The organism is Ruegeria sp. AN11 (assembly GCF_056536005.1).
Window position 1 is genome coordinate 2711523 of sequence record NZ_JBQFJD010000001.1, and the last position, 23203, is coordinate 2734725.

Annotated in this window: 22 protein-coding genes and 2 pseudogenes; 18 read left to right on the forward strand and 6 right to left on the reverse strand. The window is 54.4% G+C overall.

Annotated elements, in window-relative coordinates; translation table 11 throughout:
- Positions 1-14: 14 nt before the first annotated feature.
- Complete coding sequence (locus ACR3EQ_RS13365; RefSeq protein ID WP_480490903.1) at positions 15-683, reverse strand: GntR family transcriptional regulator; 669 nt, start codon at positions 681-683, stop codon at positions 15-17.
- 321 nt (positions 684-1004) lie between these two features.
- Here ACR3EQ_RS13365 and ACR3EQ_RS13370 point away from each other — a divergent pair, with 321 nt between their 5' ends.
- The 13 genes from ACR3EQ_RS13370 to ACR3EQ_RS13430 all read left to right on the forward strand — a co-directional run bounded on the left by ACR3EQ_RS13370 (position 1005) and on the right by ACR3EQ_RS13430 (position 13473).
- Positions 1005-1979, forward strand: a complete 975-nt coding sequence (locus ACR3EQ_RS13370; RefSeq protein WP_170611035.1) for a TRAP transporter substrate-binding protein — start codon at positions 1005-1007, stop codon at positions 1977-1979.
- Between the two features lie 180 nt (positions 1980-2159).
- A complete protein-coding gene (locus tag ACR3EQ_RS13375; protein WP_480490904.1) occupies positions 2160-2588 on the forward strand; it encodes a TRAP transporter small permease in 429 nt (142 codons plus the stop codon).
- 2 nt (positions 2589-2590) lie between these two features.
- Entirely contained in the window at positions 2591-3877 is a 1287-nt protein-coding gene (locus ACR3EQ_RS13380; RefSeq protein WP_170611038.1) for a TRAP transporter large permease, read from the forward strand.
- Between the two features lie 19 nt (positions 3878-3896).
- Positions 3897-4322 carry a heme-binding protein gene (locus tag ACR3EQ_RS13385; protein ID WP_170611041.1) on the forward strand — a complete coding sequence of 142 codons (426 nt, stop codon included), beginning with the start codon at positions 3897-3899 and terminating at the stop codon, positions 4320-4322.
- The gene (locus tag ACR3EQ_RS13390) at positions 4297-5220 is read left to right on the forward strand and encodes an NAD(P)-dependent oxidoreductase (protein WP_480490907.1); all 924 of its coding nucleotides are present in this window, start codon (positions 4297-4299) and stop codon (positions 5218-5220) included. Before ACR3EQ_RS13385 ends, ACR3EQ_RS13390 begins: the two co-directional genes overlap by 26 nt.
- A gap of 59 nt (positions 5221-5279) precedes the next feature.
- Positions 5280-6023 carry a 3-oxoacyl-ACP reductase family protein gene (locus tag ACR3EQ_RS13395; protein ID WP_170611047.1) on the forward strand — a complete coding sequence of 248 codons (744 nt, stop codon included), beginning with the start codon at positions 5280-5282 and terminating at the stop codon, positions 6021-6023.
- Between the two features lie 17 nt (positions 6024-6040).
- Entirely contained in the window at positions 6041-6352 is a 312-nt protein-coding gene (locus ACR3EQ_RS13400; RefSeq protein WP_170611050.1) for a cupin domain-containing protein, read from the forward strand.
- Entirely contained in the window at positions 6336-7280 is a 945-nt protein-coding gene (locus ACR3EQ_RS13405; RefSeq protein WP_480490909.1) for a sugar kinase, read from the forward strand. Before ACR3EQ_RS13400 ends, ACR3EQ_RS13405 begins: the two co-directional genes overlap by 17 nt.
- A 396-nt stretch (positions 7281-7676) precedes the next feature.
- A complete protein-coding gene (locus tag ACR3EQ_RS13410; RefSeq protein WP_170619095.1) occupies positions 7677-8609 on the forward strand; it encodes an IS5 family transposase in 933 nt (310 codons plus the stop codon).
- A gap of 136 nt (positions 8610-8745) precedes the next feature.
- A complete protein-coding gene (locus ACR3EQ_RS13415; protein WP_480442131.1) occupies positions 8746-9681 on the forward strand; it encodes an alpha/beta hydrolase in 936 nt (311 codons plus the stop codon).
- Between the two features lie 312 nt (positions 9682-9993).
- Entirely contained in the window at positions 9994-11433 is a 1440-nt protein-coding gene (locus ACR3EQ_RS13420; RefSeq protein ID WP_480490911.1) for an alanine/glycine:cation symporter family protein, read from the forward strand.
- Positions 11411-12370, forward strand: coding sequence for a glutaminase (locus ACR3EQ_RS13425; protein ID WP_170612470.1), 960 nt, complete (start codon positions 11411-11413; stop codon positions 12368-12370). Before ACR3EQ_RS13420 ends, ACR3EQ_RS13425 begins: the two co-directional genes overlap by 23 nt.
- A 266-nt stretch (positions 12371-12636) precedes the next feature.
- Entirely contained in the window at positions 12637-13473 is an 837-nt protein-coding gene (locus ACR3EQ_RS13430; RefSeq protein ID WP_480490913.1) for an amino acid ABC transporter substrate-binding protein, read from the forward strand.
- Positions 13474-13613: 140 nt separating this feature from the next.
- Here the strand turns inward: ACR3EQ_RS13430 and ACR3EQ_RS13435 are convergent.
- Together ACR3EQ_RS13435 and gcvA are read right to left on the reverse strand one after the other, a co-directional pair.
- A pseudogene (locus ACR3EQ_RS13435) lies at positions 13614-13800 on the reverse strand (IS3 family transposase); the annotation flags it as partial.
- A 300-nt stretch (positions 13801-14100) separates the two neighbouring features.
- Entirely contained in the window at positions 14101-15036 is a 936-nt protein-coding gene (gcvA, locus tag ACR3EQ_RS13440; RefSeq protein WP_170612474.1) for a transcriptional regulator GcvA, read from the reverse strand.
- Between the two features lie 141 nt (positions 15037-15177).
- Between gcvA and ACR3EQ_RS13445 the strand changes: the two genes are divergently transcribed.
- From ACR3EQ_RS13445 to ACR3EQ_RS13460, 4 genes are all read left to right on the forward strand, one after another.
- The gene (locus ACR3EQ_RS13445) at positions 15178-15819 is read left to right on the forward strand and encodes a PNPOx family protein (protein ID WP_170612476.1); all 642 of its coding nucleotides are present in this window, start codon (positions 15178-15180) and stop codon (positions 15817-15819) included.
- A gap of 13 nt (positions 15820-15832) precedes the next feature.
- Positions 15833-16795: an alpha/beta hydrolase gene (locus tag ACR3EQ_RS13450; protein WP_170612478.1), complete on the forward strand. Its 963-nt coding sequence runs from the start codon at positions 15833-15835 to the stop codon at positions 16793-16795.
- A 116-nt stretch (positions 16796-16911) separates the two neighbouring features.
- Positions 16912-17751, forward strand: a complete 840-nt coding sequence (locus ACR3EQ_RS13455) for a PhzF family phenazine biosynthesis protein (protein WP_170612480.1) — start codon at positions 16912-16914, stop codon at positions 17749-17751.
- Positions 17752-18003: 252 nt separating this feature from the next.
- A complete protein-coding gene (locus ACR3EQ_RS13460) occupies positions 18004-18780 on the forward strand; it encodes an alpha/beta hydrolase (protein WP_480490915.1) in 777 nt (258 codons plus the stop codon).
- Between the two features lie 178 nt (positions 18781-18958).
- Here ACR3EQ_RS13460 and ACR3EQ_RS13465 read toward each other — a convergent pair whose 3' ends face one another.
- The 3 genes and pseudogenes from ACR3EQ_RS13465 to ACR3EQ_RS13475 form a co-directional block, all read right to left on the reverse strand.
- Complete coding sequence (locus ACR3EQ_RS13465) at positions 18959-19534, reverse strand: lipid-binding SYLF domain-containing protein (protein ID WP_170612484.1); 576 nt, start codon at positions 19532-19534, stop codon at positions 18959-18961.
- 443 nt (positions 19535-19977) lie between these two features.
- Entirely contained in the window at positions 19978-21303 is a 1326-nt protein-coding gene (locus ACR3EQ_RS13470; protein WP_170612486.1) for a TAXI family TRAP transporter solute-binding subunit, read from the reverse strand.
- Positions 21304-21370: 67 nt separating this feature from the next.
- Positions 21371-21905, reverse strand: a pseudogene (locus ACR3EQ_RS13475) (transposase); the annotation flags it as partial.
- Between the two features lie 281 nt (positions 21906-22186).
- On the opposite strand from ACR3EQ_RS13475, the gene ACR3EQ_RS13480 reads away from it, so the two are divergent.
- A complete protein-coding gene (locus tag ACR3EQ_RS13480) occupies positions 22187-23203 on the forward strand; it encodes a substrate-binding domain-containing protein (protein ID WP_170612488.1) in 1017 nt (338 codons plus the stop codon).

A 23203-nucleotide genomic window follows, 5' to 3' on the forward strand; every position in this document is an offset into this window, starting at 1 on the left:
CTTTCAAAAGACAATCATTCGAAAAAGTTCGGATGGGTCTCATGAATAAACTCAATCGTTTCATCAAGACGCGACAGATGCGCCCGGATCGCGGTCTGAGCTGCGTCAAGATCTCTCGATGCTAAACTCTCAGCGATCGCGCGATGGTCTGCCAAAATCGACGTGGCTTCGCTGGATTTTTCGAGGCTCAAGAGGCAGAGTCGATCCACCTTTTGTTTGCATTCAAGCATGACTTCGAAGGCGGTAGGATTACCGCTGAGAACGTAAATCAACTTGTGAAAATCATAGTCCAGCGCGTGGAATGTCGTCAGATCACCGCTCTCGATAGCCTGTTCCTGCAAGCGTATGTTCTCGGCCAATTGAGCTTGGCATGATGCATCCCAAACGCCTACCGCGCGGTAAACGATCTCCAGTTCAACGGCCAGGCGCACCAATCTGGCGAGTTCCACCCGCTCCATCGAAAATCCGCGGACTTCGGTTGCTTTTTGCGGCCTGATCAACAACAGATCGTCATTGCCAAGTCGTGTGAACGCATTCCTGACGGGTTGACGCGAGACGCCAAATCGGCGCGCGACTTCGGACTCCGACAGCTTTGTGCCGGGAAGAATTTCAAGCGAGATTATTTCGTCATGCAGTTTTTCGTAAACCGCATCAGTTGTGGTTCGTCTGACTATATCTTCCACGAATTCTCTCTCGCATCCCAATGGCACAGGCAAGTCGAGGCCCGCCATAACACCTCTAAGTACTTGAAACTGCTCTAAAACAAACCCCCTTCCAAAGAGCCCAAATCAGAACCGATCTTTACCCCTATGAAAAGTCTAAAGAGGCCCTGTGTCAAGTAGTTTGGGATACTAGGTGACAAGTATTGACAAAACTTGGATACTAGTACTCGATAAAGGGGCAGTGATTCCGGCTCTGGGAGGAAGCAGGAAGCCATGCTTCTACCGACCTCCCTGACTTCGAAAAGCCAGGTCCTGTCCAAAATTCAACGGGGAGGAGAACCCATGACTTTTACGAAATCGCTCTTTGCAGCTGCCACCGCGGTTGCTCTCATCGCAACTTCGGCGTCCGCGGAGAGCTGGCGCGCTTGGAACATTCACAACGACGGCCACCCGAACACTGCGGCCATGGACAAATTCGCTGAGTTGGTCGATGCGGCCACGGGTGGCGAGATCACCATCGACGTGTTCCACGGCGGTGTTTTGGGCTCGCAGCCTGACGCGTTGGAGCAAGTTCGCATAGGCGCCATCGAGGTCGGCAACTTTAACCTTGGTCCCATTGGACCAATGGTTAAAGAGGCGAACCTGGTGTCCTTGCCGTTCATTTTCAAGAGCGTGCCGCACATGTTCCGTGTTATGGAAGGTGAAGCGGGTCAAACCGTTGCCGCCGCGATGGGTGAAGCGGGCGTGCTGCCTCTTGCCTGGTTCGACGCGGGCGCGCGTTCGTTCTACAGCCAGAAGCCAATCAACACACCGGCGGATGTGGAAGGCCTGAAGATCCGTGTGATGAACAATGATCTTTATACTTCGATGATTTCGGCGATGGGCGGCAACCCGTCCCCAATGGCATTTGCCGAAGTGCAGCAGGCGTTGAAGACAGGCGTTGTGGACGGTGCTGAGAACAACTTCCCCTCGTTCAAGAACGTCGGCCATTACGAAGTGACCACCCACTACTCACTGTCCGAGCACCTGATCATACCTGAATGCATTTGCGTGAACACCGCCAAGTTCAACGCCTTGTCTCCTGAAATGCAGGAAGCTGTCCGTGGAGCTGCACAAGAAGCAGCCCTTGTTCAGCGCGAGCTATGGGCGATTGGCTCCGAGCAGGCGCGCAAGGATGTGGAAGCCGCCGGGATCGCCGTAAACGAAATCGCTGACAAAGCGCCGTTCCAGGCGGCAATGGATGCGGTTTATGCCGATTACCTTACGGCAAACCCTGACATGCAGGCCTTAGTCGATATGGCGAAAGCCACCGAATAAGCTGGTTTGATCAGCAAAAAAACGAGCTCCCGGCTCCAACTATGGCAGCCGGGAGCTTTATCTGAAGGGGGGCAAATGAGCGAGCATAAAAAAGCACCGGCGTTTTTGCGACCTATGGACAGAGCCTTCGATTTTCTTTCTCGAGCTTGTGTTTTTATCGCGGGGATCGCTCTTGTTTGCATGACCGCAATATTCGCATGGCTGGTCTTTGGACGTTATGTGCTGAACAACACGCCCACGTGGGTCGAGCAAGTCTCGCTACTTCTGGTCATGGTCATTGCGTTTTTGGGTGCAGCCGCCGGGGTGCATAATCACACGCATCTTTCCGTGGTGATCTTTCGCAACATTGTCCCGACGCCGGTGCGCACGATCTTTGTCATAGTCTCGGACATCCTGATGGCCGGATTTGGCGCGATGATGTTCTGGTACGGGATCGAGTTGACCAAGTTCAAATGGAAAACACTCATACCCTTGATCCAGTGGTCGGAAGGTCTGCGCTCACTGCCTTTAACGATTTGCGGCGCGCTTTTGTTTCTCTTTTCCGTTGGTCACCTCATACGCCTGTTTCTCGGCAGGGATGAGCGCCAAGACAATATAGATCAAGGCTAATCATGGGACTGATGCTTCTTCTTGGGGTCTTTGCCCTTTGCGTCATAATCGGTACGCCGGTAGCCTTTGCCCTGGGCATCTCAGCTTTGGCGGCATTCTGGTACGAAGGCCTACCGCTTTTTGTCGGGTTTCAAAGGATCGTTTCCGGGGTCAACGTCTTTTCGCTGATGGCGATCCCGTTCTTCATCTTCGCGGGCGAGCTTATGTTTCATGGCGGGATCGCCATGCGATTGGTCAAATTCGCGCAGGCAGCGGTTGGTGCTGTGCGTGGCGGTCTGGGGATCGTCAATGTGTTCTCGTCAATGCTGTTTGGTGGTATCTCCGGATCGGCCATCGCGGACATCTCGGCACTTGGATCAATCCTTGTCCCGGTTATGAAAGACAAAGGGTATGATGCCGACTACGCGGTCAACGTCACGGTGACCTCCTCCATCGCCGGGATCATCATTCCGCCCAGCCACAACATGATTATCTTTGCACTGGCAACTGGTGGCGCGGTGTCGATCTCCAAGCTTTTTCTGGCGGGTGTGGTGCCAGGCGTGCTGATGTGCTGCTGCCTTGCGATTGCAGCCTATGTTGTGGCGGTTAAACGCGGCTATCAGGCCGAGCAATTTCCCGGTTGGACAGCACTAGCCATTGCCTTCGTCGGTTCGATCCCGGGATTGCTGACGGCAGTGATAATCGTTGGCGGAGTTTTGTCTGGAGTCTTTACCGTGACCGAGTCCGGTGCCTTTGGGGCAATGTATGCCTTCATCGTGACACTTATCGTCTACCGCAGTCTTAGCTGGGAGGGATTCAAGGAGGCGGTGATATCTTCAGTGCGCACAACTTCGATGGTCATGATCCTGATCGCTTGTGCGGGCGCATTCGCCTACATGCTGACCTTCAACCGCGTGCCCACCAAGACTGTCGAATTCCTGCTGGGTATAACCGAAAATCCGATCCTCATCCTGCTAATGATCAATGCAGTTCTGCTGCTTCTTGGAATGATCATGGACATGGCAGCGCTGATCCTGATCTGCACACCGATCTTTCTACCGGTGATGAACATGTTGGGGATCGACCCGGTGCAATTTGGCATGATCCTTTTGGTCAACCTCGGCCTGGGACTGTGCACGCCGCCTGTGGGCACCTGTCTTTTTGTAGGTTGCGCAGTTGGCAAGCTGCCAATGGAGAAAGCCGTGAGAACGATCTGGCCGTTTTACCTCGCGATCTTTTCAGCGCTCATGCTGATCACCTTCATACCGGCGATCTCCCTGACGTTGCCGAACCTAATAATCTCCCAATGATCGGCGGAGTGTGCAGCTCATGTTGACGATTAAGAGACTGGATATCACCGACGCCGAGAGGCTGATCGCAAGCGCACGCGCCAAAGCACGTCAGATCGGCGTGCCAATGTGCATCGCCGTGACCGATGAAAGCGGCAACCTCATCGCTTTTGAGCGTATGGACGGTGGCAAGATTACCAGCATTCAACTGGCCATTGACAAAAGTTTTACCGCAACTGGAATCCAGAAAGGCACAGGTGCCTTGGGAGAAGTAAATCAGCCTGGCATGCCTGCGCACGGAATCTCCTCCGCTTTGGGTGGGCGCATGGTTGCTGTTGCGGGCGGCTTGCCGATCATGTCGGGCGGCGTTGTCGTTGGCGGCATCGGCGTGAGTTCCGGATCGCCCGCGCAGGATCTCGAGGTGGCGCAAGCGGGCGCAGATGCATTCGATAACACGCCCACATGACAGTATGAAGGAGCGACATATGACAGCCCCAAAAATTGGATTCATTGGCCTTGGCCTGATGGGTGGCAACATGGCCGAATGCTTGCAAAACAACGGGTATGACCTGGTGGTGATGGGGCGGACGCGGAGCGCCCTAGAGCCCGCGCTTGCGCGGGGCGCGGTGGAAGCCAGCACCCCGAAAGAACTCGCTCTAGCCAGTGATATCGTCATGCTCTGCGTGACGACTTCGGAAGTCGTCGAAAGCTTGATCTACGGCGACGAAGGGATACTCGCTGGTATCAAGCCGGGGACAACCATCATTGATTTCGGCACGTCCATTCCGGCATCCACCCAAAAGATCGGAGCGGATTTAGCTGCAAAAGGGGCGGGAATGATTGATGCGCCTTTGGGACGCACGCCAGCACACGCCAAGGACGGGTTGCTTAATATCATGGCCGCAGGTGACATGGACACCTATGTCAAGGTGAAGCCCGTGCTAGACGTGCTTGGCGAAAACGTCTTTTACCTTGGTGCGCTTGGGTCAGGCCACGTGACGAAGCTGATCAATAACTTCATGGGCATGACTACCGTTTGCGCGATGAGCCAGGCTTTCGCTGTTGCCAAACGCACCGGAATTGACGTGCAGCAGCTGTTCGACATCATGTCGGCGGGCCCGTCCAATTCGCCCTTCATGCAGTTTTGCAAGAACTATGCTGTCGATGGGGTCAGTGATCTTGGCTTTTCGATTGCGAATGCTGCCAAGGACATCGGATATTTTGTACAGATGACACAAGACATGAATACCCGGGTCGAGATCGCAGAAGGTACTGCCGCTAACCTGGCTGCCGCTCTAGAGGCAGGCATGGGCCATGACAATGTCCCTGAAATCTATGATCTTTTTGTGCAACGCGGCGCATAAGCGTTTAACGACTACTGTCCAATCTATTTCGCGCCGATTTCAGCTTTGAAGGACTTCCAATGAAACTCGAAGGAAAAACCGCCATCGTCACAGGAGGGGGCCGCGACATCGGCAGAGCCGTCGCCGAGAAATTAGCCTCAGAAGGCGCAAGTATCGCTATCAACTACTTCTCAAGCTCCAAAGGAGCGGATGAGACCGTCGAGGCCATCAAGACGCAAGGTGGCCGTGCAATCGCAGTTCAGGGGGATTTGAACAACAAGGTAGATGCGGATGCGCTGGTTAAGGCGGCAGTGCAGGCCTTTGGCGGCGTCGATATCCTCGTTAACAATGCGGGCGGACTCATTGCCCGCAAGACCATCGCGGAGATGTCTTTGGAGCATTGGGAGGCCGTGATGCGCCTTAATGTCACCAGTACGTTTCTTATGACTCAGGCGTGCCTGGCGCACATGAAAAGCGGGGCGATCGTGAATCTGGCAAGTCAAGCCGGTCGCGACGGAGGCGGTCCGGGAGCCGTTGCCTACGCTGCCTCCAAGGGGGCGGTGATGACCATGACCCGAGGGCTGGCCAAGGAAGTTGGTCCAGAAATCCGTGTTAACGCGCTTTGCCCCGGCATGATCGACACGGATTTCCACAATATTCACACACCGGACGCCGGGAGACGCGGCTTCGAGGCAAACGCCCCACTCAAGCGTCAAGGGCATGTTCAAGATACGGCAAATCTTGTCCTGTTTCTTGCTTGCGACGACAGCGCTTTCATCACCGGTGCGAATATCGACATCAACGGCGGCATGCTTTTCTCGTAACACACAAGGATCACATAATGTCTGAGTATCCCATTGTCTCAACCGGACCCGATGTGACCCGGCAAGTCTTGTCGGATCATGATCAGTTGATGGTTGTTGCCTTCAGGTTTGCAGCGTCGGGAGCCATTGGAACCCTTCACAGCCATCCCCATGTGCAATCGACTTACGTAGAAAGCGGCCGATTTCGGTTTACGCTTGGCCAGGAAGAGCGCGAAGTTGGTCCTGGCGACAGTTTCGTGATCCCTTCCGACCAGACCCACGGATGTGTCTGTCTCGTGCCGGGCGTTCTAATCGACACCTTTACTCCGCGCCGTGACGATTTTCTCTGACCGCTCTGGTCCGAAACGCGTTTTGTCGATTGGCGAGTGCATGGCCGAACTCGCTCCGACAGGGGACGCGAGGACGTTTCGCTTGGGCTTTGCCGGAGATACCTTCAACACCGCTTGGTATCTCGCTCAGATTTCGACACAGGCAGAGGTCGCCTATTTCACCGCCGTTGGCGATGATGACCTGTCCAGCGAAATGTTGAAGTTTATGCGGGCCAGCAATATTTCTGACGCTCATGTTCAGTTCATACCAAACAAAACTGTTGGTCTCTATCGCATACATGTGAGTGAGGGCGAGCGCAGCTTTACCTATTGGAGAGAGGCGTCGGCTGCACGTCAACTCGCCAAGGACGCAAAGGCATTGAATGCCGCAATTGATGAAGCGGACTTGATCTATTTCTCAGGCATAACGATTGCGATCCTTGACGAACTTTCCCGTAACATCTTGTTAAAGTCTCTGAAGAAGGCACGGGCAAAGGGAAAAGCTATCGCTTTCGATCCAAATCTCCGACCCCGGCTTTGGCGGTCAAACTACGAGATGACGTTCATGGTTACGCAGGCAGCGACCCTTGCCGATTTGGTACTACCTTCGTTCAATGATGAAGCGCAGTGGTTCGGAGACAGCGACCCCGTTGCCACCCTGTATCGCTATGCTGATCTGGGCGCGTCACAAGTTGTGGTCAAGGATGGAGACAACCCGGTGATCTTTCTGTCCGACGCCGAGCATAAAGAAGTTCTGGTCCCGCCAATCGGAGTCCCAGAGGACACAACCGCTGCGGGCGACAGTTTCAATGCAGGTGTATTGAGTGGCTTGATAAAGGGGCGCGATCTACACACCAGCATTCAGGAAGGTTGCGCGCTGGCCGGGCGTGTCGTGCAGCAATCCGGTGCCTTAGTGCCCGTGGCTCGAATGATCGTTGCCGATCAGTAGATTTGGCGTTTGGACACGGCACTCCAGTCTCTTGGGAAGCAACCCTGCGTTTGACCGTAGTTGATACTCCGGTTTTCCGGTGCTGAGCTCTCAGCTGGTAACAAACTCGAACAATACTCATTTTTGCCGAACTCCAGTGAACGTCAGCTTCCCGGACAGATGCTGCGCGCAGAGCGAGTGTCTGACAAGGGCTCGGAGCGGTCATCTGAGTGTTTCTGTCGGACGACAGCTTTGCCGCGCTGAGTGATCTTTGCCGTGGTCAATTCCATTCTATGCCACATCGTGGTTCAATGTGGCAGGAGGATTGGCCGTGTGGCATTTGCCCTGGCTCGAGGCTCTGTTGCACAAAACGCGTGAGGGATTCATCTTGTGAATCCAGCGTGGTAGCTGGGATGCATTAGCAGACCTACACCCCCAACCTACAGGACCAAGAACTGGCCAGCTTATAACGAAGCGCTCAAGCGCCGGGGTTCGCTGACGATCTGGTTCGACCCTGAGATGAGCTGGGATGGCGCGCCGACAGGCAGGCGTGGCCGCCAGCAGATCTACAGCGACGCCGCTATACAGACGTGCCTTTCGATGAAGGTGCTGTTCGGGATGGCGCTCCGGCAGACAACTGGCTTCGTCGAAAGTCTGCTTCGACTGGTTGGCCTCGACTGGACGGTGTCCGACTTCAGCACGCTGTCGCGCCGTCAAAAGACGTTGGCCGTCAATATCCCGTATTGCGGCTCCAAGGGTCCGCTACACCTGCTGATCGACAGCACCGGCATCAAGGTCGAGGGCGAAGGCGAATGGCACGCCCTCAAACATGGTGGCCCGAAGCATCGCGTCTGGCGCAAGGTCCACCTCGGGATTGACGAGGAAACGCTGGAGATCCGGGCTGTTGAGATCACCGGGAGCCACATTGGTGAAGCACCGGTTTTGCCCGACCTGCTCGGCCAGATCCCGGCGGACCAGGAAATCGGCATCGTCACGGCAGATGGGGCCTACGACACACGCAATTGCCACGATGCCATCGCTGACCGCGGCGCCCACGCCGTCATCCCGCCCGGCAAGAACGCCAAGCCATGGAAGACCGTCACCGCTGGTGCCGTAGCGCGCAACGAGGCGCTGCGGGCATCGAAATACCTCGGCCGCGCCCTCTGGCGAAGATGGAGCGGTTACCACCGCCGGAGCCGCGTCGAGACCAAGATGCATTGTGTGAAACTGCTGGGACAACGGCTCATGGCGAGAGACTTCGAGCGACAGGTCGCCGAGTTCCAGGTCCGCATCGCCGTCCTGAACGGCTACACCGCGCTCGGCATACCCGTCACGGGAGCTGTGGGATAAGTCCGTTCGGGGAAAGGGGAACCTCGGCGTTCAGCCGATTTGTGCAACAGAGCCGATTGCCTCCCTGATGTCTCTTGTGGGCTGGGGCGCAACCGCAAAACAGACATCACTTCCCATCAACGCAGGAGACTCTGAAATGTCCTTCAAACCCGGCACAAACCCCGTCACCTTCAAATCCTTCGGCCTCGATCTGGTGGGCGATCTGTATCTGCCCGAGGACTTCGATCCGGCAAAGAAGTACAAGGCGATTGTTGGTGCCAGCCCCTTCCCGCAAGTCAAGGACCAGATCCCCGCGACCTACGGCCCGGAAATGGCGGCGCGCGGCTTTATTTACCTTGGTTTCGACTACATCGGCATGGGCTCTTCCCCGGCACTTCCGGGCGAGCACAAGCAGTCGCGTTACATGTTCCGCCTTATCGAAAATACCTGGGACGCGGTCTCCTACCTCGGCACCCTGCCTTTCGTGGAAGAAATCCACGGCCTGGGAGTGTGTCAGGGCGGCTCGATCATCGCCTCTGCCGCCGTGACCGACCACCGCATCAAGAAAATCGCCATGGTTTCGGGCATGATGGCAGCGGATCCGTTCCAGTGGACCGACCGCGACATGGTCAATGCTCAGATCGCGGCGGCAAACGCCTCCATGCAGAAAATGTATGAAACCGGTGAGCCCGACTACGTGAACACGATTGGCCTGGATGATAGCCAGTCCCGCGAAGAATTCGTTGGGTCCGGTGTGAACCCGATGGCTGAAGAAACCTATGACTATTACGGCCGTGACGGCGTCAAAGGCCCGGTGGCAGTTCCGACATTCACCAACGCGCATATCGGTGACCAGGGCATGCAATCGCTGATCTCCATCGGCCAGCACTATGCCGACAAGATCGTGCAGCCTTCGCTGACCGTTTACAGCAAGTCGGCTTTCACCGCGATCTGCTCGACCGCATTCGTCGAGAAGCTGACCAACGAGCACAAAGAGCTGGCCTTTGATGAGTTCAGCCACGTGGATTTCTATTACAAGCCTGAGGCAGTGAAAGCATCGACTGACGCCGTGGCTGAGTTCTTCAACGCTTAAACTTATTAGTGGAGGTCGTAGCAATATGACCTCCACCTTCTCCTACAAGTAAGCAGGCATTGGTACGACGCGCAGCATCTGTCACGCCGACCCGAAGCGGCCGTCCGCTGCACTTGGTGTGAGCGACTGCCAGGCGGACTAACCACTGGCTACGTCGTCATAAGTTTGTGGCTCAACTTCAATGATCCGCGCGCCAACCGCCGGGAGACTGCGCAGCATATTCCTGACAATTGCCGCATCTTCGTGCATGATGGAAAACAGGCACACTATTTTTGCCTTCCGGGAAGTGTTTGAATTCTCAAGAGGCGCGCAATGGAAATATTGGTCAACGGCATAAACACGGTTCTTTGGAACTACGTATTGATTTACGGACTTCTTGCGACCGGTATCTTTTTTACAATTCGTCTTGGCGCACTTCAGTTTCTCCATTTTGGGGAAATGGTGCGCGTGCTCACTTCTGCAAAGAGCACGGACAAAAGAGGTATTACTCCTTTTCAAGCCCTGACAGTGAGCCTGGCTTCACGTGTCGGTACTGGTAACCTGGCTGGCGTAGCCGTGGCCCTGACCTTGGGAGGTCCAGGCGCCATCTTTTGGATGTGGATCGTGGCATTGGTTGGAATGGCCACGGCTTATTCTGAAAGTACTTTGGCCCAACTCTATAAAGTCACATCGTCCAACGGAAGGTTCAGGGGAGGTCCCGCGTTCTACATGGCCAACGCCTTGAATGCGCCTTGGGCTGGAGTCGTTTTCTCGATCTGCCTGATTGTCAGCTTTGGTTTGGTTTTTGTCGCCGTCCAATCCAACTCGATTGCCGAGGCTTTCGAGGGCGCGTTCGGGCTGAACAAGTTGGTCGTTGGCATAGCGCTTGCTGCAGCCGCAGCGGTAGTAATATTCGGTGGAATAAGAACCATCGCAAAGTTTGCAGAGATTGTCGTACCGCTTATGGCGGGTCTCTACCTCTTGCTTGCCTGTGTTGTCGTAGTCCTGAACATTTCCGAAGTACCCGCTATGTTGTGGTCGATTGTTGCCGGGGCATTTGGCCTTCAGGAAGCTGCCGGAGGCGTGACAGGAGGTGTCATGGCTGCAGCACTTAACGGCATCAAACGGGGGCTTTTCTCAAACGAAGCGGGCATGGGTTCAGCACCAAACATTGCAGCAGTCGCCACACCTGATCCTCACCACCCTTCCAGCCAAGGATTCGTTCAGGCATTTGGGTGTTTCGTGGATACGATTTTGGTCGCAACGGCCACTGCATTGCTAATTCTTCTATCAGGCGCAATCGAAATTGATGGGCCTACCGGAATGCGACTTACTCAAGACGCGGCCGCGGTCCATCTTGGTGAAATCGGCCGCCACTTTATCGCGGTTGCTATCGTCTTTTTTGGTTTCACATCCATCCTGGGTAATTACTCATATGCCGAAAACGCGATGACGTTCCTAAAATTGGAAGGGAAGCTGCCAATTTACGTCCTGCGATTGGGCTGCCTCGCAATGGTTGTCTGGGGCGCTGTGCAAGCTGTTGCCACAGTCTTCAATTTCGCGGATGCGGCCATGGGAATAATGGCAACCATCAATTTGGTTGCGATACTGCTACTGTCCGGCACCGTCTATAAACTGACGGTAGACTATTTCTCGCAACGCCGGCAGAACCTTGAGCCTCGCTTTGTTGCCAGCAAATTTCCCGAGCTTAGTAAAGGTGTAGATCACACTGTCTGGACGGAGGAGATTCATGCCGAAACTCAAAAACACTGACAGCGAAAAGCTTCAGGAAGTCTTGGACGATATTGCAGATCGCATAGCCGGCATGTCTGACAGGGGGAAAGTCGCGCAGTATATTCCAGAACTCGCCACAGTCGATCTGAACCAATTCGGCATTGCCGTTGCACCCGTCAACGGTGCGTTAGTGTCCGCTGGAGATGCTGGCAAACTCTTTTCGATTCAGAGCATCTCAAAAATGTTCTCGCTTACAGTGGCGCTGCAACGGGTTGGCGCCACTTTGTGGCAAAGAGTTGGCCGGGAACCATCCGGCGATCCATTCAATTCCATCGTTCAGCTAGAACACGAGCGCGGAATCCCAAGGAACCCGTTTATCAACCCCGGTGCGATCGTAGTGGCCGATGTTCTGCTCGAAGACCGCTCTTCTGACGAGGCCATCAACGACCTATTGAAGTTGTGCCGAGAGCTTTCAGAGGACGAGTCGATTGAGGTCGATGCGTCAGTTGCGGAATCTGAGATGCGAACTGGATCCAGAAACCGTGCGCTTGCCCATTTTATGCAGGCGGAAGGGAATCTTAAGGCGCCGGTAGAGGATGTTCTGTCTCTGTACTTTCGCCAGTGTAGCATCGCCATGTCTTGTGAACAGCTGGCTTTGGCAGGTCGATTTCTTGCCGCAGCGGGTCAAAATCCGGCCAACGGCTCTGCAGTATTGTCCGCGCAAAGAGCAAGAAGAGTTACTGCACTGATGATGATGTGTGGATCATACGATGCTTCAGGCGAGTTCGCCTTCCGTGTTGGCCTTCCAGCGAAAAGCGGCGTAGGCGGCGGCATCTTGTGCGTTGTACCTGGTATCGCATCTGTAGTCGCATGGAGCCCTGGGCTCGATCCAAAGGGCAATTCTCATTTGGCAACCATCGCATTTCAAGAGTTGGTCCGCGCGACAGGGTGGTCTATCTTCGGACCAAGTGCGTAACCGAAGTTGGGTGAACTGGGTTCAAGTGAATTGAATTTTGCTTCAATGACCGACAATGAACACCAGGGAAGTGAAACCTGTCTCCCAATTTCCAAGTTCAATTCTGTCACGTTCTTTTCGCAGAGAAATACTGCAAGGTGGTTACACAGTCCTCGCCTAGGAACGAAACACGTCACATTTGTGCTGCTTGGATTTGTAGGTGGCGGTATTGCGTAACTAAAGGCAGGCAAATTTCAAAACGTGCCTCGGCTAAAGAAGGAAAACCCATGCGCTTGCTTTCAGTACTTTTTGTTTCGGTTCTATTCACAACCGGCGCAGTTGCTCAGACAATCGAAAGAATAACAAATAATAACGAAATCCGATTTGGTTTTCGAACAGATGCTGCTCCATTGTCTTACGTTAACGACCAAGGTCGGCCGTTTGGTCTGTCACCATTAATTTGCGATCAAGTAGCGCAGGCTGTTGCGAAGAAACTGGATCTAAAGGACTTAAACGTTCAGTTCATTCCGGTCGACTCCAAGGATCGTTTCGACAAAGTTGCCTCCGGTGAGATAGATATACTTTGCGGGGCAGCGACTATCACGCTTTCTCGTCGCGAAATTGTTGATTTCTCAATCCCTACCTTTGTTGATGGTACTTCCATATTGTTACCAATCGAGGCTGAGGGCACCATGAGCGCACTCGCGGGGAAAAAGGTTGGCATGAGAAGCAGCACAACAACTGAAGCGTCCGTACAGAATACATTTGATGCCGCGGGCATCGACGCCAGGATGGTTCGGTTTGCTTCACATCCAGACGGAATCAAGGCGCTCCGAGACGGTAAAATCGACGCGTATTTTGCAGATCAGTCGATATTGCTAGTCAACTATATTGCTGCGGGACTGAAAGGCAAATTCAAGTTATCCCAAGAAATACTGACGATAGAAAAGCAAGGGTTAGCCATCGCGAGGGGCGATGATGACTTTCGACTGATCGTTGATACTATTCTGTCCGAAATGTATGCCCGGGGCACTATGGAAGAGATTTTTCGCACCGCGTTGCCAGGGATCGAGCCCAGCGAAGCTTTAAAAGCTCTGTATATTATTGCGCCTACTAATCCTTGAAACGCATCACGTGGAACATGTTTGTTGCGATTTAATTGGCCATTGCAATGGAGGCCGGTTTGCCCGCGCAGCGGTCATTTAGGAACTACTAACGACCGGCCGATTAGGTTCGAGCGCGACTGGCACGCGAGACACCCTCATCCCTCCCGTGTCCATGTGTTCAAAACGATCGACAATGACCTGCCAGCCCGCATCTCTCAGCAGAACAGCAACGCTACGGTAACCGTAGCTGCCGTATTGCCGCGACAGTGCGATCTTGTCAGCTACGAGACGAACTTCGTCTTCCCTTGCACGTGGCTGATACCGTAGTGTCGAACGATGCTGCCCCGGCAGACAAGCCACCATGATACCGACGTCACCGTTTTCCAGGAGACACTGGGAGTTGCCAATGCGACCCTTTGCGTGTTTTCGCGCTACAGTGTGCACGTCGAAGTGTTAGAGGCGGTTAGCCTTGGTTAATCTGGTGTTAAGTAAGTCTCGTTCTTGCCATTGGTTAGCATTTGACCAAGGGCGACTAAGCTGAATTGCGCAGTAGTGGTTAGGAACGGCGGAAGACTGACATTTGCCGCGTTCTCGCAATACTGCCCTCGTCGCCTGCATCCCAGCCATTCGCAGCAAAAGGAAGCTCTAAGATCTGCTCGAACTCACGCTTTCCATTTCGGGGTCTTTGAGCTCTCGCAACATCCAATCGCGAAGCGCGGCAATATTTGGACGTCGAGAATGCGCCTCTGGATAAACAAGGTGAAATGTGGACCCGAGAGGAATTGCCAGATCAAAAAGTTCAACCACGCGCCCGGCCTGGACATCTTTTGCAGAAAGAAACCGCCAACCCAGAACAACGCCAGCGCCATCGATGGCGGCTTGCAGCCCATGATCCGGAAGGCTGAAATGCATCCCACGCGTGGCGTCCACGTCTTGCGTACCGCTGGTGTCCAGCCAAGTCTGCCAAGTTGGCGCGTTGGGATCAAAGTCCATTGAATGATTGTGCAGCAGAACATGTTTCCTCAGATCAGACGGCGTTCTGATCGCATTTGGCCCTTCCAGCAGGCGCGGGCTGCACATCGGGATCACGGATTCATCAAAAAGCTTGATGGCTTCAAGACCGGGCCATTCTCCATGCCCAAGCCGAATGGCGGCGTCAAAATCGTCGCGCTGGAAATCGACAAGACCAAGGCTCGTCGAAATCCGCACGTCGATATCGGGATGCTGAGAATAGAATTTCTGCAGCCTTGGGATCAACCACATGGCGGCAAATGTAGGCGCCACGGTCAACGCCAACGAGCCCCCCTTGTCCGCTTCTGCCACATGCTCCATCGCCTGATCGAGGTTGGCAAACACTGTTTGCAGCTCCTTGGCCAAGAGCTGCCCCGCCTCGACAAGGACCAGGCCTCGCGCTCGCCGTCGAAAAAGAGAAACACCCAGAAACCCTTCCAATTTCTTAATCTGGTGACTGATCGCGGCCGGCGTCACTGACAACTCTTCGGCTGCTGCGACAAAACTGAGATGGCGTGCGGCGGCTTCAAAGGCGCGAAGCGCGTTGAGGGGATAGTTTTTCCGGATCATATCTTTGGCTAAGTTTTTCTAATCCTGCGATAGATATAGTCGTTTGTCAAACCGCCCAGGGGCGCACAAATTTGACACTACAAACGGCCCACTCGGGCGGATCACTTAAAAAAACTAACTAACGTCCGAAAGGAAAACGCTATGGCACGAGCCTTCGCGACCATCGCCTTTACGCCCGCTGTCCGCTTTCAGCAGTCACAAATGGGTTCGGCGGAGACATACAGCAAATTCTTGGCCAACGACGTGGCATACCCCGATGAGCTCGGCCCCCAAGAGGTCCGCTTCATCGCCGAACGAGACGGGTTTTATCAGGCTTCGGTGTCCCAAACTGGGTGGCCATACGTCCAATTCCGCGGCGGCCCGACCGGCTTTCTGAAGGTGCTGTCATCACAAACGCTCGGCTACGCCGACTTCCTCGGAAACCGACAGTACATCAGCACCGGGAACCTATCGGGCAACGATCGGTTATCGATGATCCTAATGGACTACCCCAACCGCCGCCGACTGAAAATCTGGGGACGTGCTCGCCTGATTGAAGGCGCCGACAATCCCGAAGTTCTGGGTCAGTTTCACGACCAATCCTATCCGGCGCGTCCCGAGCGCGCAGTCCTTATCACCGTTGAGGCCTTCGACTGGAATTGCTCCAGCCACATACCGCGTCGCCTCACCGTTGATGAGGCACATGAAGAGATTGCGGTGTTGCGCCGTGAAAACGAGGCCCTGAGGGCCGAATCCATTGCCATGCGTGCCTTCAAAGCGCCCGGCTCTCCAACCAAACCCTGAAAGGAACTGATCAATGACAAAACGGTTGCACCCTCCCGCGCTTGCAGCGCTTCTTGCTGCTACAACACTTTTGCCAGCGGCCCTGCCCAACAATGCTATCGCGGCTGAAAGCCCATTTGCAGTCAACATGAAGTCGATGGATATCGACGGGCACACCATTGCATATCGCGAGGCCGGAGACCCCTCGAACCCTACAGTCCTGCTTCTTCACGGCTTTCCCACTTCATCGCACATGTTCCGCGAACTGATCCCGATCTTGGCCGAAGAGTACCACGTGGTTGCTCCAGACTATCTTGGCTTCGGTGCATCGGACATGCCTTCCGCCGAAAGCTATGACTATAGCTTTGCCAATGCAGCAAACACAGTCACGCGTTTGATCGACGCAAAAGGGGTCGATAGCTACGCCGTCTATCTGATGGATTACGGCGCGCCCATCGGCTACCGGATGTTTGCCGAACACCCCGAACGTGTTACCGGCTTTATCATTCAGAACGGCAATGCTTACGAAGAGGGATTGCGGGAGTTCTGGGACCCAATCAAGACATATTGGGCCGACCCAAGCGCCGAGAACGGCGATGCATTGCGCGGCTTCCTGACCCTTGACGCTACCAAATGGCAATTTACCCACGGTGTTGGCGACGTCTCGACGGTAAATCCCGACAACTTCTGGCACGTCCAGTATCTGCTTGACCGCCCAGGAAACCAAGAAATCCAGCTTGAGATGTTCTTGGACTACGGTGCCAACGTCGCGGAATACCCAAAGTGGCAGGCCCTGTTCAGAGAGCATCAGCCTCCGGCGCTGATTGTGTGGGGAAAGAACGACCACATCTTCCCGGCTGACGGTGCCCACCCCTACAAGGCTGATCTAGATGACGTGGAGTTCCATCTGCTTGATACAGGGCACTTCGCTCTCGAGGAATATGGCGATGTCATTGCCGTCGAGATGCAAGATTTCCTCGCACGCATCAATGAATGACCGTAACCGGCCCTGGCGTGTCACTACGCCGGGGTTTCAATGCGCACGAGCAGAATTGGCTTCGCGGCTCCTGGCTGACTGTTCCAAGGCTGCAACGGCAGAAAAGGACCAAGATCATGAAAGATAAAACGAACCAGCATGTTTTCCGTGTTGCGGCCTTCTCCGATGGCTCCGAAGGTGGCAATCCCGCGGGTGTCGTGGTCGGAGAATCGCTTCCCTCCGAGTCCGAGATGCAACGTCTTGCAAAGGAAATCGGTTATTCCGAAACTGTATTTGCCGCGCCCCAGAATGACGGTTGGCGGGTGCGGTTCTTCTCCCCGGAAGAAGAGGTGGCTTTTTGCGGGCATGCCACGATTGCACTAGGTAGCGTGCTGGCCGAGCACAATGGGCAGGGCTTGATACCGCTCAACATGAACGCGGGCCGCATAACCGTCGAAACAAATGCTGACGGAAGCACCACTCTGACATCGCCCGCCACCCGTAGCGCCGCGGCGGATCCGGCCCTATTGAGGGCTGCGCTTTCTCTATTCGATCTCAAAGAGACTGACCTTGACCCCGCCCTTCCTTCCGCGCTCGCCAATGCGGGAAACAACCATTTGCTAATTGCGCTTCGAGACAGGCGCACGCTTGCAAAGATGTCTTATGATTTGGCCGAGGGGGCGCGGTTGATGCGGCAGTATGATCTGACCACGATCAACCTTATTTGGTCGGAAACGCCGCGCCGTTTTCACAGCCGCAATGCATTCGCAATCGGTGGCGTGTTCGAAGATCCTGCGACAGGAGCCGCCGCCGCTGCGCTGTCGGGGTACCTTCGGGATATCGGCTGGCCTCATGACGGCGAGATCAAAATCGTGCAGGGCGAGGACATGGGAGCAAGGTCATTACTTCATTCAATCATAAGCGCCACGCCGGGTGAAGGAATTCGAGTCTCGGGGAGGACCCGGTTCTTGAAATGATAGCACAGCCCATGCCTTCAGGCCTCCCAGGGCGCTACCCTCAAACATCGCGGGCTTCCCGAAACAGCCGCCCAAGCTGATGACAAAACGGCTTTGTCCGCAGAGCGGTTGTTCGGTTAAACTTGCCCTGGGTCCGCCTTGTAGACGTAGAGGATCAAGGCACCTTGCCGCCAAATTAGATCTGGCAAAATCTAAATGGGCCATCCGACGGCATCGCGTCCGTCTTCTAAAAGTCATCCGTGGAGATTTTGAATGCCGAAAAAAGCCAGGCCTCCGGTACTTCTATTGACAGGTACAAACGCGGCCGCGTGGACGATGGAGAATGTTCGTGCGTCCTATGAGGCATCGGGATATGCCTGCCACAGCATGACCTACCGCTATCATGACCTTCCAACCGGTCCAGAGCGCGATAACAAACTGGTCGGGTTGAGTATCGCGGATTACGTAGATGACGCGAGGCAGTTCATCAAAGAAATCGGCGAGGCTCCGGTTGTCGTAGGTCACTCCCTTGGCGGCGTCGTTGCACAACTGTTGGCGGCTGAACGCGCGGTGAAAGCAGGCGTTCTTCTCAACAGCAGCGTGATGAACGGTGTTTTGGCAACGACTGACGGAGAACGTGATCTGGGAAAACTTTTCATTTCGTCCGGTGCTTTCTGGGAACACGCGCTTGGACAGGACTTAGATCTTCTTTCAAAATACGGGCTGAATACACTGCCGGACGATCTACAGCGCGACATTCACGCACGTCTTGGCACCGAGTCCGGTCGCGTGCTGTTGGAACTTGTCTTCTGGATGTTCGATGCGCGCCAGACGACCCTGATCGATCCTGAAAAGGTAACCTGTCCTTTGCTTTTTGTTTCGGGAACCGAAGACAAGGCAGTTGCAACAAGCACGGCAAGGAACATGGCTTCCCTATATGAAACTGCAGATTTTCTAGTCGCAGAGGGGGCTTGTCACTACCTACAGTTCGACGAAACATGGCCCCAGACAGCCCGGAAGACGCTGGAATGGCTTGAACGGGCTGTCTGAAGACACTGCCGTGGACGAGAAATGTCGCAGCCGTCAAGTGTGGCTCTGAGAAAGCCCCTGATGTTCTTGCGAAGAATCGAACCCGACCTCCCAGTTTTTGAATGCTCGGCACCAACAAGTTTTCGCGGAACTCAGATCTATTTTGGGTTCCGCGAAACTTCGTTTATTACGTTCCGAATTACTGTTCGATTTCGATTTTTTTGAAACGAGACCCTTTCCAGCTCACATCGGCCATCAAACCCTTTTGGCCAAAAATGAAGGATACAATATCGCTTTTGAGGTTAGTGGTATCCAAGTCGCCTCCAGCGCCGACTTTGGCGACGGCCACTGATGCATCCACACCCAATTCCCACTCGCGGTCATTGCTGGTGAACTTTGCCAACGCGTCGTCTGTATTCAGCGCCAAAATCATGGAATGAGACTGTATTCCGGCGATGAACCCTCCCTTTACGCCGAAGGTGTTGTAGTACAGCTTTTCATTGGCTCCGGTGACCAGCACACATCGACCGCCTTCGGCGCCAAAACCAAGGCCGGCTTTGGTGATGCTCGGACAAACCAAAACACCCTTGGCACTCGCCAGCACCTCGTCGGCACCTTTTGCATCGGCTTTGAACTGGGCTAAAGTTGCGTCTGCTTCAGCGTCGAGCTTTGCAGCGTCTTCTGCCGTGAATTTAGCGGATGCCGTATTCGCAAAGGCAAAGACAAACAAAAAGCTAGCAAAGACGACCATCAAACGATTGTTGAATGCGTACATTTTTTCCTCCCTAAAGGTCAGGAACCGAGAAATCGGTTTGCGCGTGCAAACTGCACAGAAGTATTAATACCAGACCCCAAATGAGTCACCTAGACAGATACTCAATACATGCGTTCCTCAGAATTCCTCCACGTCTATTAGGTTTGGATTGAGTTCAACGCGGTCGTCTGAGCGCTTCTGTCTGATGCCCAAGAAGCGGCTGAAACCGGACGCTCAATTCCAGTCAGCACTGCGGAAACCTCTGCCTTGACGTCCCACTGACCGCTATACGGAAACCGGACATAGGTTTGAACAGGTCCTACATCCGAATTGCGGGCGAACCGGCTTTTGTTCGAGGCGCGTTTGACGGTGCAACATAACAACTCAGCCACGAGATGCTCCCAACCAGCATTTCTGTCTCCAGACCTCGTGGAGCGAAACGAGATGGTTTACTGCGACAAAAACTAGGGCTCTTGGCGCCTACTGGCGCGGTGGCGTTCGATTTCCTGAGCAATAAGCTCGATGTGCAGCCGCGCGTCGTAGGCCTTCTGCCGGTAAGCGAGTGGCAAGTTCAAATTCGCGAGTGTCGCAGATACGTCATCGAGTTTCTTCGCTACAGCTTCAATCTCCTCGGCCGTCGCAGCGTCCTCGATTTCTGCTTCAAGCGATGCAATGTGTTGATAGTGTCGCCAAACTCTTCGGTTTTGAAACCACACGTAAAGGGCCGGGACGAGACGCAGCAGCGGCGCAAGGAATAAAATCGGCAAGAGAAAAAGCAACACCCGACCAAACTGGGCCGCAACCCAAAATGGAAAGATATCGTGAAGAATGTTGGGCCCAGAGTTGATCATGTGCCAGGCGACGTCATTAATTGGGGCCGGAGGGGAATTGGTGTTTGGAAACTCCTTGGCCGCTCGCAGAACGGTTCGGTCTGCGTGGATCTTGTTTGCGCTATGAACAAGCCTGTCGACAACAGCCGGGTGCAGCTCGTTTGTCGCGATCATCGATGCAGTCAAAGTCAGTATTTTGACATCATGCGCGGGTCGCGGCGGGGCCAAAGAGGTTGACCCGGCTGGAACAACAACGGAATGGCCGCTGACAAATCTGAAAGACAGGGCGTCGATCAAGGCCATTTGGATCAGATCCAACTTGGGATCGACTATGGCCTCTGTCAGGTATGGCGCATCCAGAGGCGACACAAACAACGCTGCATCCGCCTCGCCAGCACGCAACGCGTCTATGGCCTCGAATCCGCCAATTTCCTGCAATTCGATGCCCGAGTCCTGAAGGCCCGCGGCTTCTATGAGTGCCAGTGCTGCGGCACGTGTGCCTGATCCGACTTGTCCAGCAGCCAAACGAATCCCGCGCCAATCTCCGGGATATCGGCCAACTTGCGCGGCGGAACGTCTGAAAATCACCAGCGGTTCAGGGAAGAGAGCCCCGAGTGACTCTAGATTCTCTCCTCTGGGAAGAGGAATGCCGCCCTGCACAAAGGCAACGTCCACATCTCCGTCAATGAGCCTTTGAATGTTCTCGACGGAACCAGCAGTTTCCACCAGCTCTAACGATATGTCGTCCCTGGCAAGCTTGGACTGATACTCGAGGCCAATCCGCCAATACCCGCCGTCTTTTGGCCCAGTGGCAAGCCGAATGTTCTCGGGCGGAACAAGGCTACTGATAAGAAGAATAACCAAAACAACAACGAAGACGGGTACAAGTAGGATATAAAACAGTCGCATCGGTCTTCTTTGAAGTTGACGAGATCTCGACGATGATCTGTTTTGTTGCAACTGTTTGTCAATTATTGAGCGCGTGCACCCCGTATCAATCAGGCGCGTGGATCAGGCGTCGGTCATCAAATAGACATTCGACACGATTGTCGTTCACTCCGCTGCCGGCATCTTTCAGCGAAGCCGCAATCCGGCGACAACCGTGGCGGTCTTATTGTCGGGTGAGTTCGATCATGTCGGCAGCCAGCCGGTCTTAAACGGCACGGCCTCTTGGAACCGTGCGCTGCGTCGAACGGTTTTTACGCAACCCTCGACAGGCCCACGCTCTGAGTTGTGGAACTGACTTCGCACATGTTCAATGCAGGCACGACGACGCTAAGGGCTTAGTAGTTTGCCCGCTCGGCCTCCGAAAGGTTCAATTTATCCAGCGTCGGATCGGACACTGCCTGGCACAGACGCTCATTTTCCTTCTGAAGGCGCTTTAGTTCCTTCAGTTGGTCAGTTCCCATACCGCCATATTACTTCCGCCAGCGATAGTCCTTCTGCTTGGTTATTTGCACTTGGCGAATGGCATCTACACGTCGCATCCCTTGACCGCATAGCACCTCAACCTGCCGTAGTTTCCCGACGATCTCTTCCGGTGTGTGCCGCTTGATACCCATATTTGACCCTCCGTTTCCAACAATACGGGCAGACCGCTTCTGTGGCGGAGAATTACTGAAGTCCGGTACGCTACGTTCCCTTTCAAAGATAGCCATCCAGAGTATGGTGACGAAATAAATTTCAAGGACAAAAATTTTTGTCAAAAATTATTGACGCCACCGGTGCATCACCCTTAGACAGGGAGTGTGCAATAAACATCACATATAGAAATTTCTTGCACAGTTGGTGCTGAACGAACAATGCGCCGCAGTCGCAGGAGCATTCTACAGGGAGGAAACCAATGAACATCAAGAAGGCAAACAGTATTATTGCGTCCGCCGCGTTGGCGGTTGCCGGGGCTTCTGCCGCGCCAGCGCAGGCCGAAAGCATCATGTGCGAACCCGATGAGACATACATCATGAACGTGATGGTCTCGGGTCATCCCTATTGGGTGCCGGTATACCAGGGCTTCAAACAGGCTGCCGAGGCGTTTGGTTGCAAAACCGTGTTCTCAGGCACGCCGGATTACGACATCACCAAGCAGATCGCCTCGTTCGAGCAGGATCTGGTGAAGCAGCCTGCAGGTGTTCTGTTGCACCCGATGCAGTCCGATCCATTTATCGAGCCGATCAATCGCGCTGTCGACAATGGCACCGAGATCGTCACCTTTGCCGCCGACAGCCCAAGCTCAAAGCGCACCGGCTATATCACCTCGGACAACCATGCCGAGGCGAAGTTCGCGGCTGAAGAGATCGTCAAACAAGTAGGTGACAGCGCCGAATACGCGGTTCTCGAGAATCCGGGACAGTCAAACCACGATCTGCGCGTCACGTCGCTGATTGCATACATGGAAGACAATTATCCGAACATGAAACTGGTCGGACGTCAGGCCACGAACCAGGACAGCAATGCGGCCTACCGCGCGACAGCCTCGATCATTCAGGCCAATCCGAATGTGGCGGCGATCTGGATTCCCGAAGCAGGTTCTGCCGAAGGTGCTGTTGCGGCGAAGCTGGAAGCTGGCTCGGACCTTCTGATCATGCACGCGGATGTGACGCCCACCACGTTGGAACACATCCGAGCGGGCAACATCCACATGTCGCTGAACCCAAACCAGGGTGTACAGGGCTTCATGGGCTTTATGGCGGTGCATCTGGCAAACCGGTCGGACATTTTCGATCCGTTCAACGATTGGCGGACCAGCGGTTTCAACCCGGTACAGATACCGTTCGTGGACAATGGCTTTGCAGTCATCACTAAGGACAACGCGGACAGCTTTGACCTGAACGTCTACATGGAAGGTCGTGATCCGGCCTGA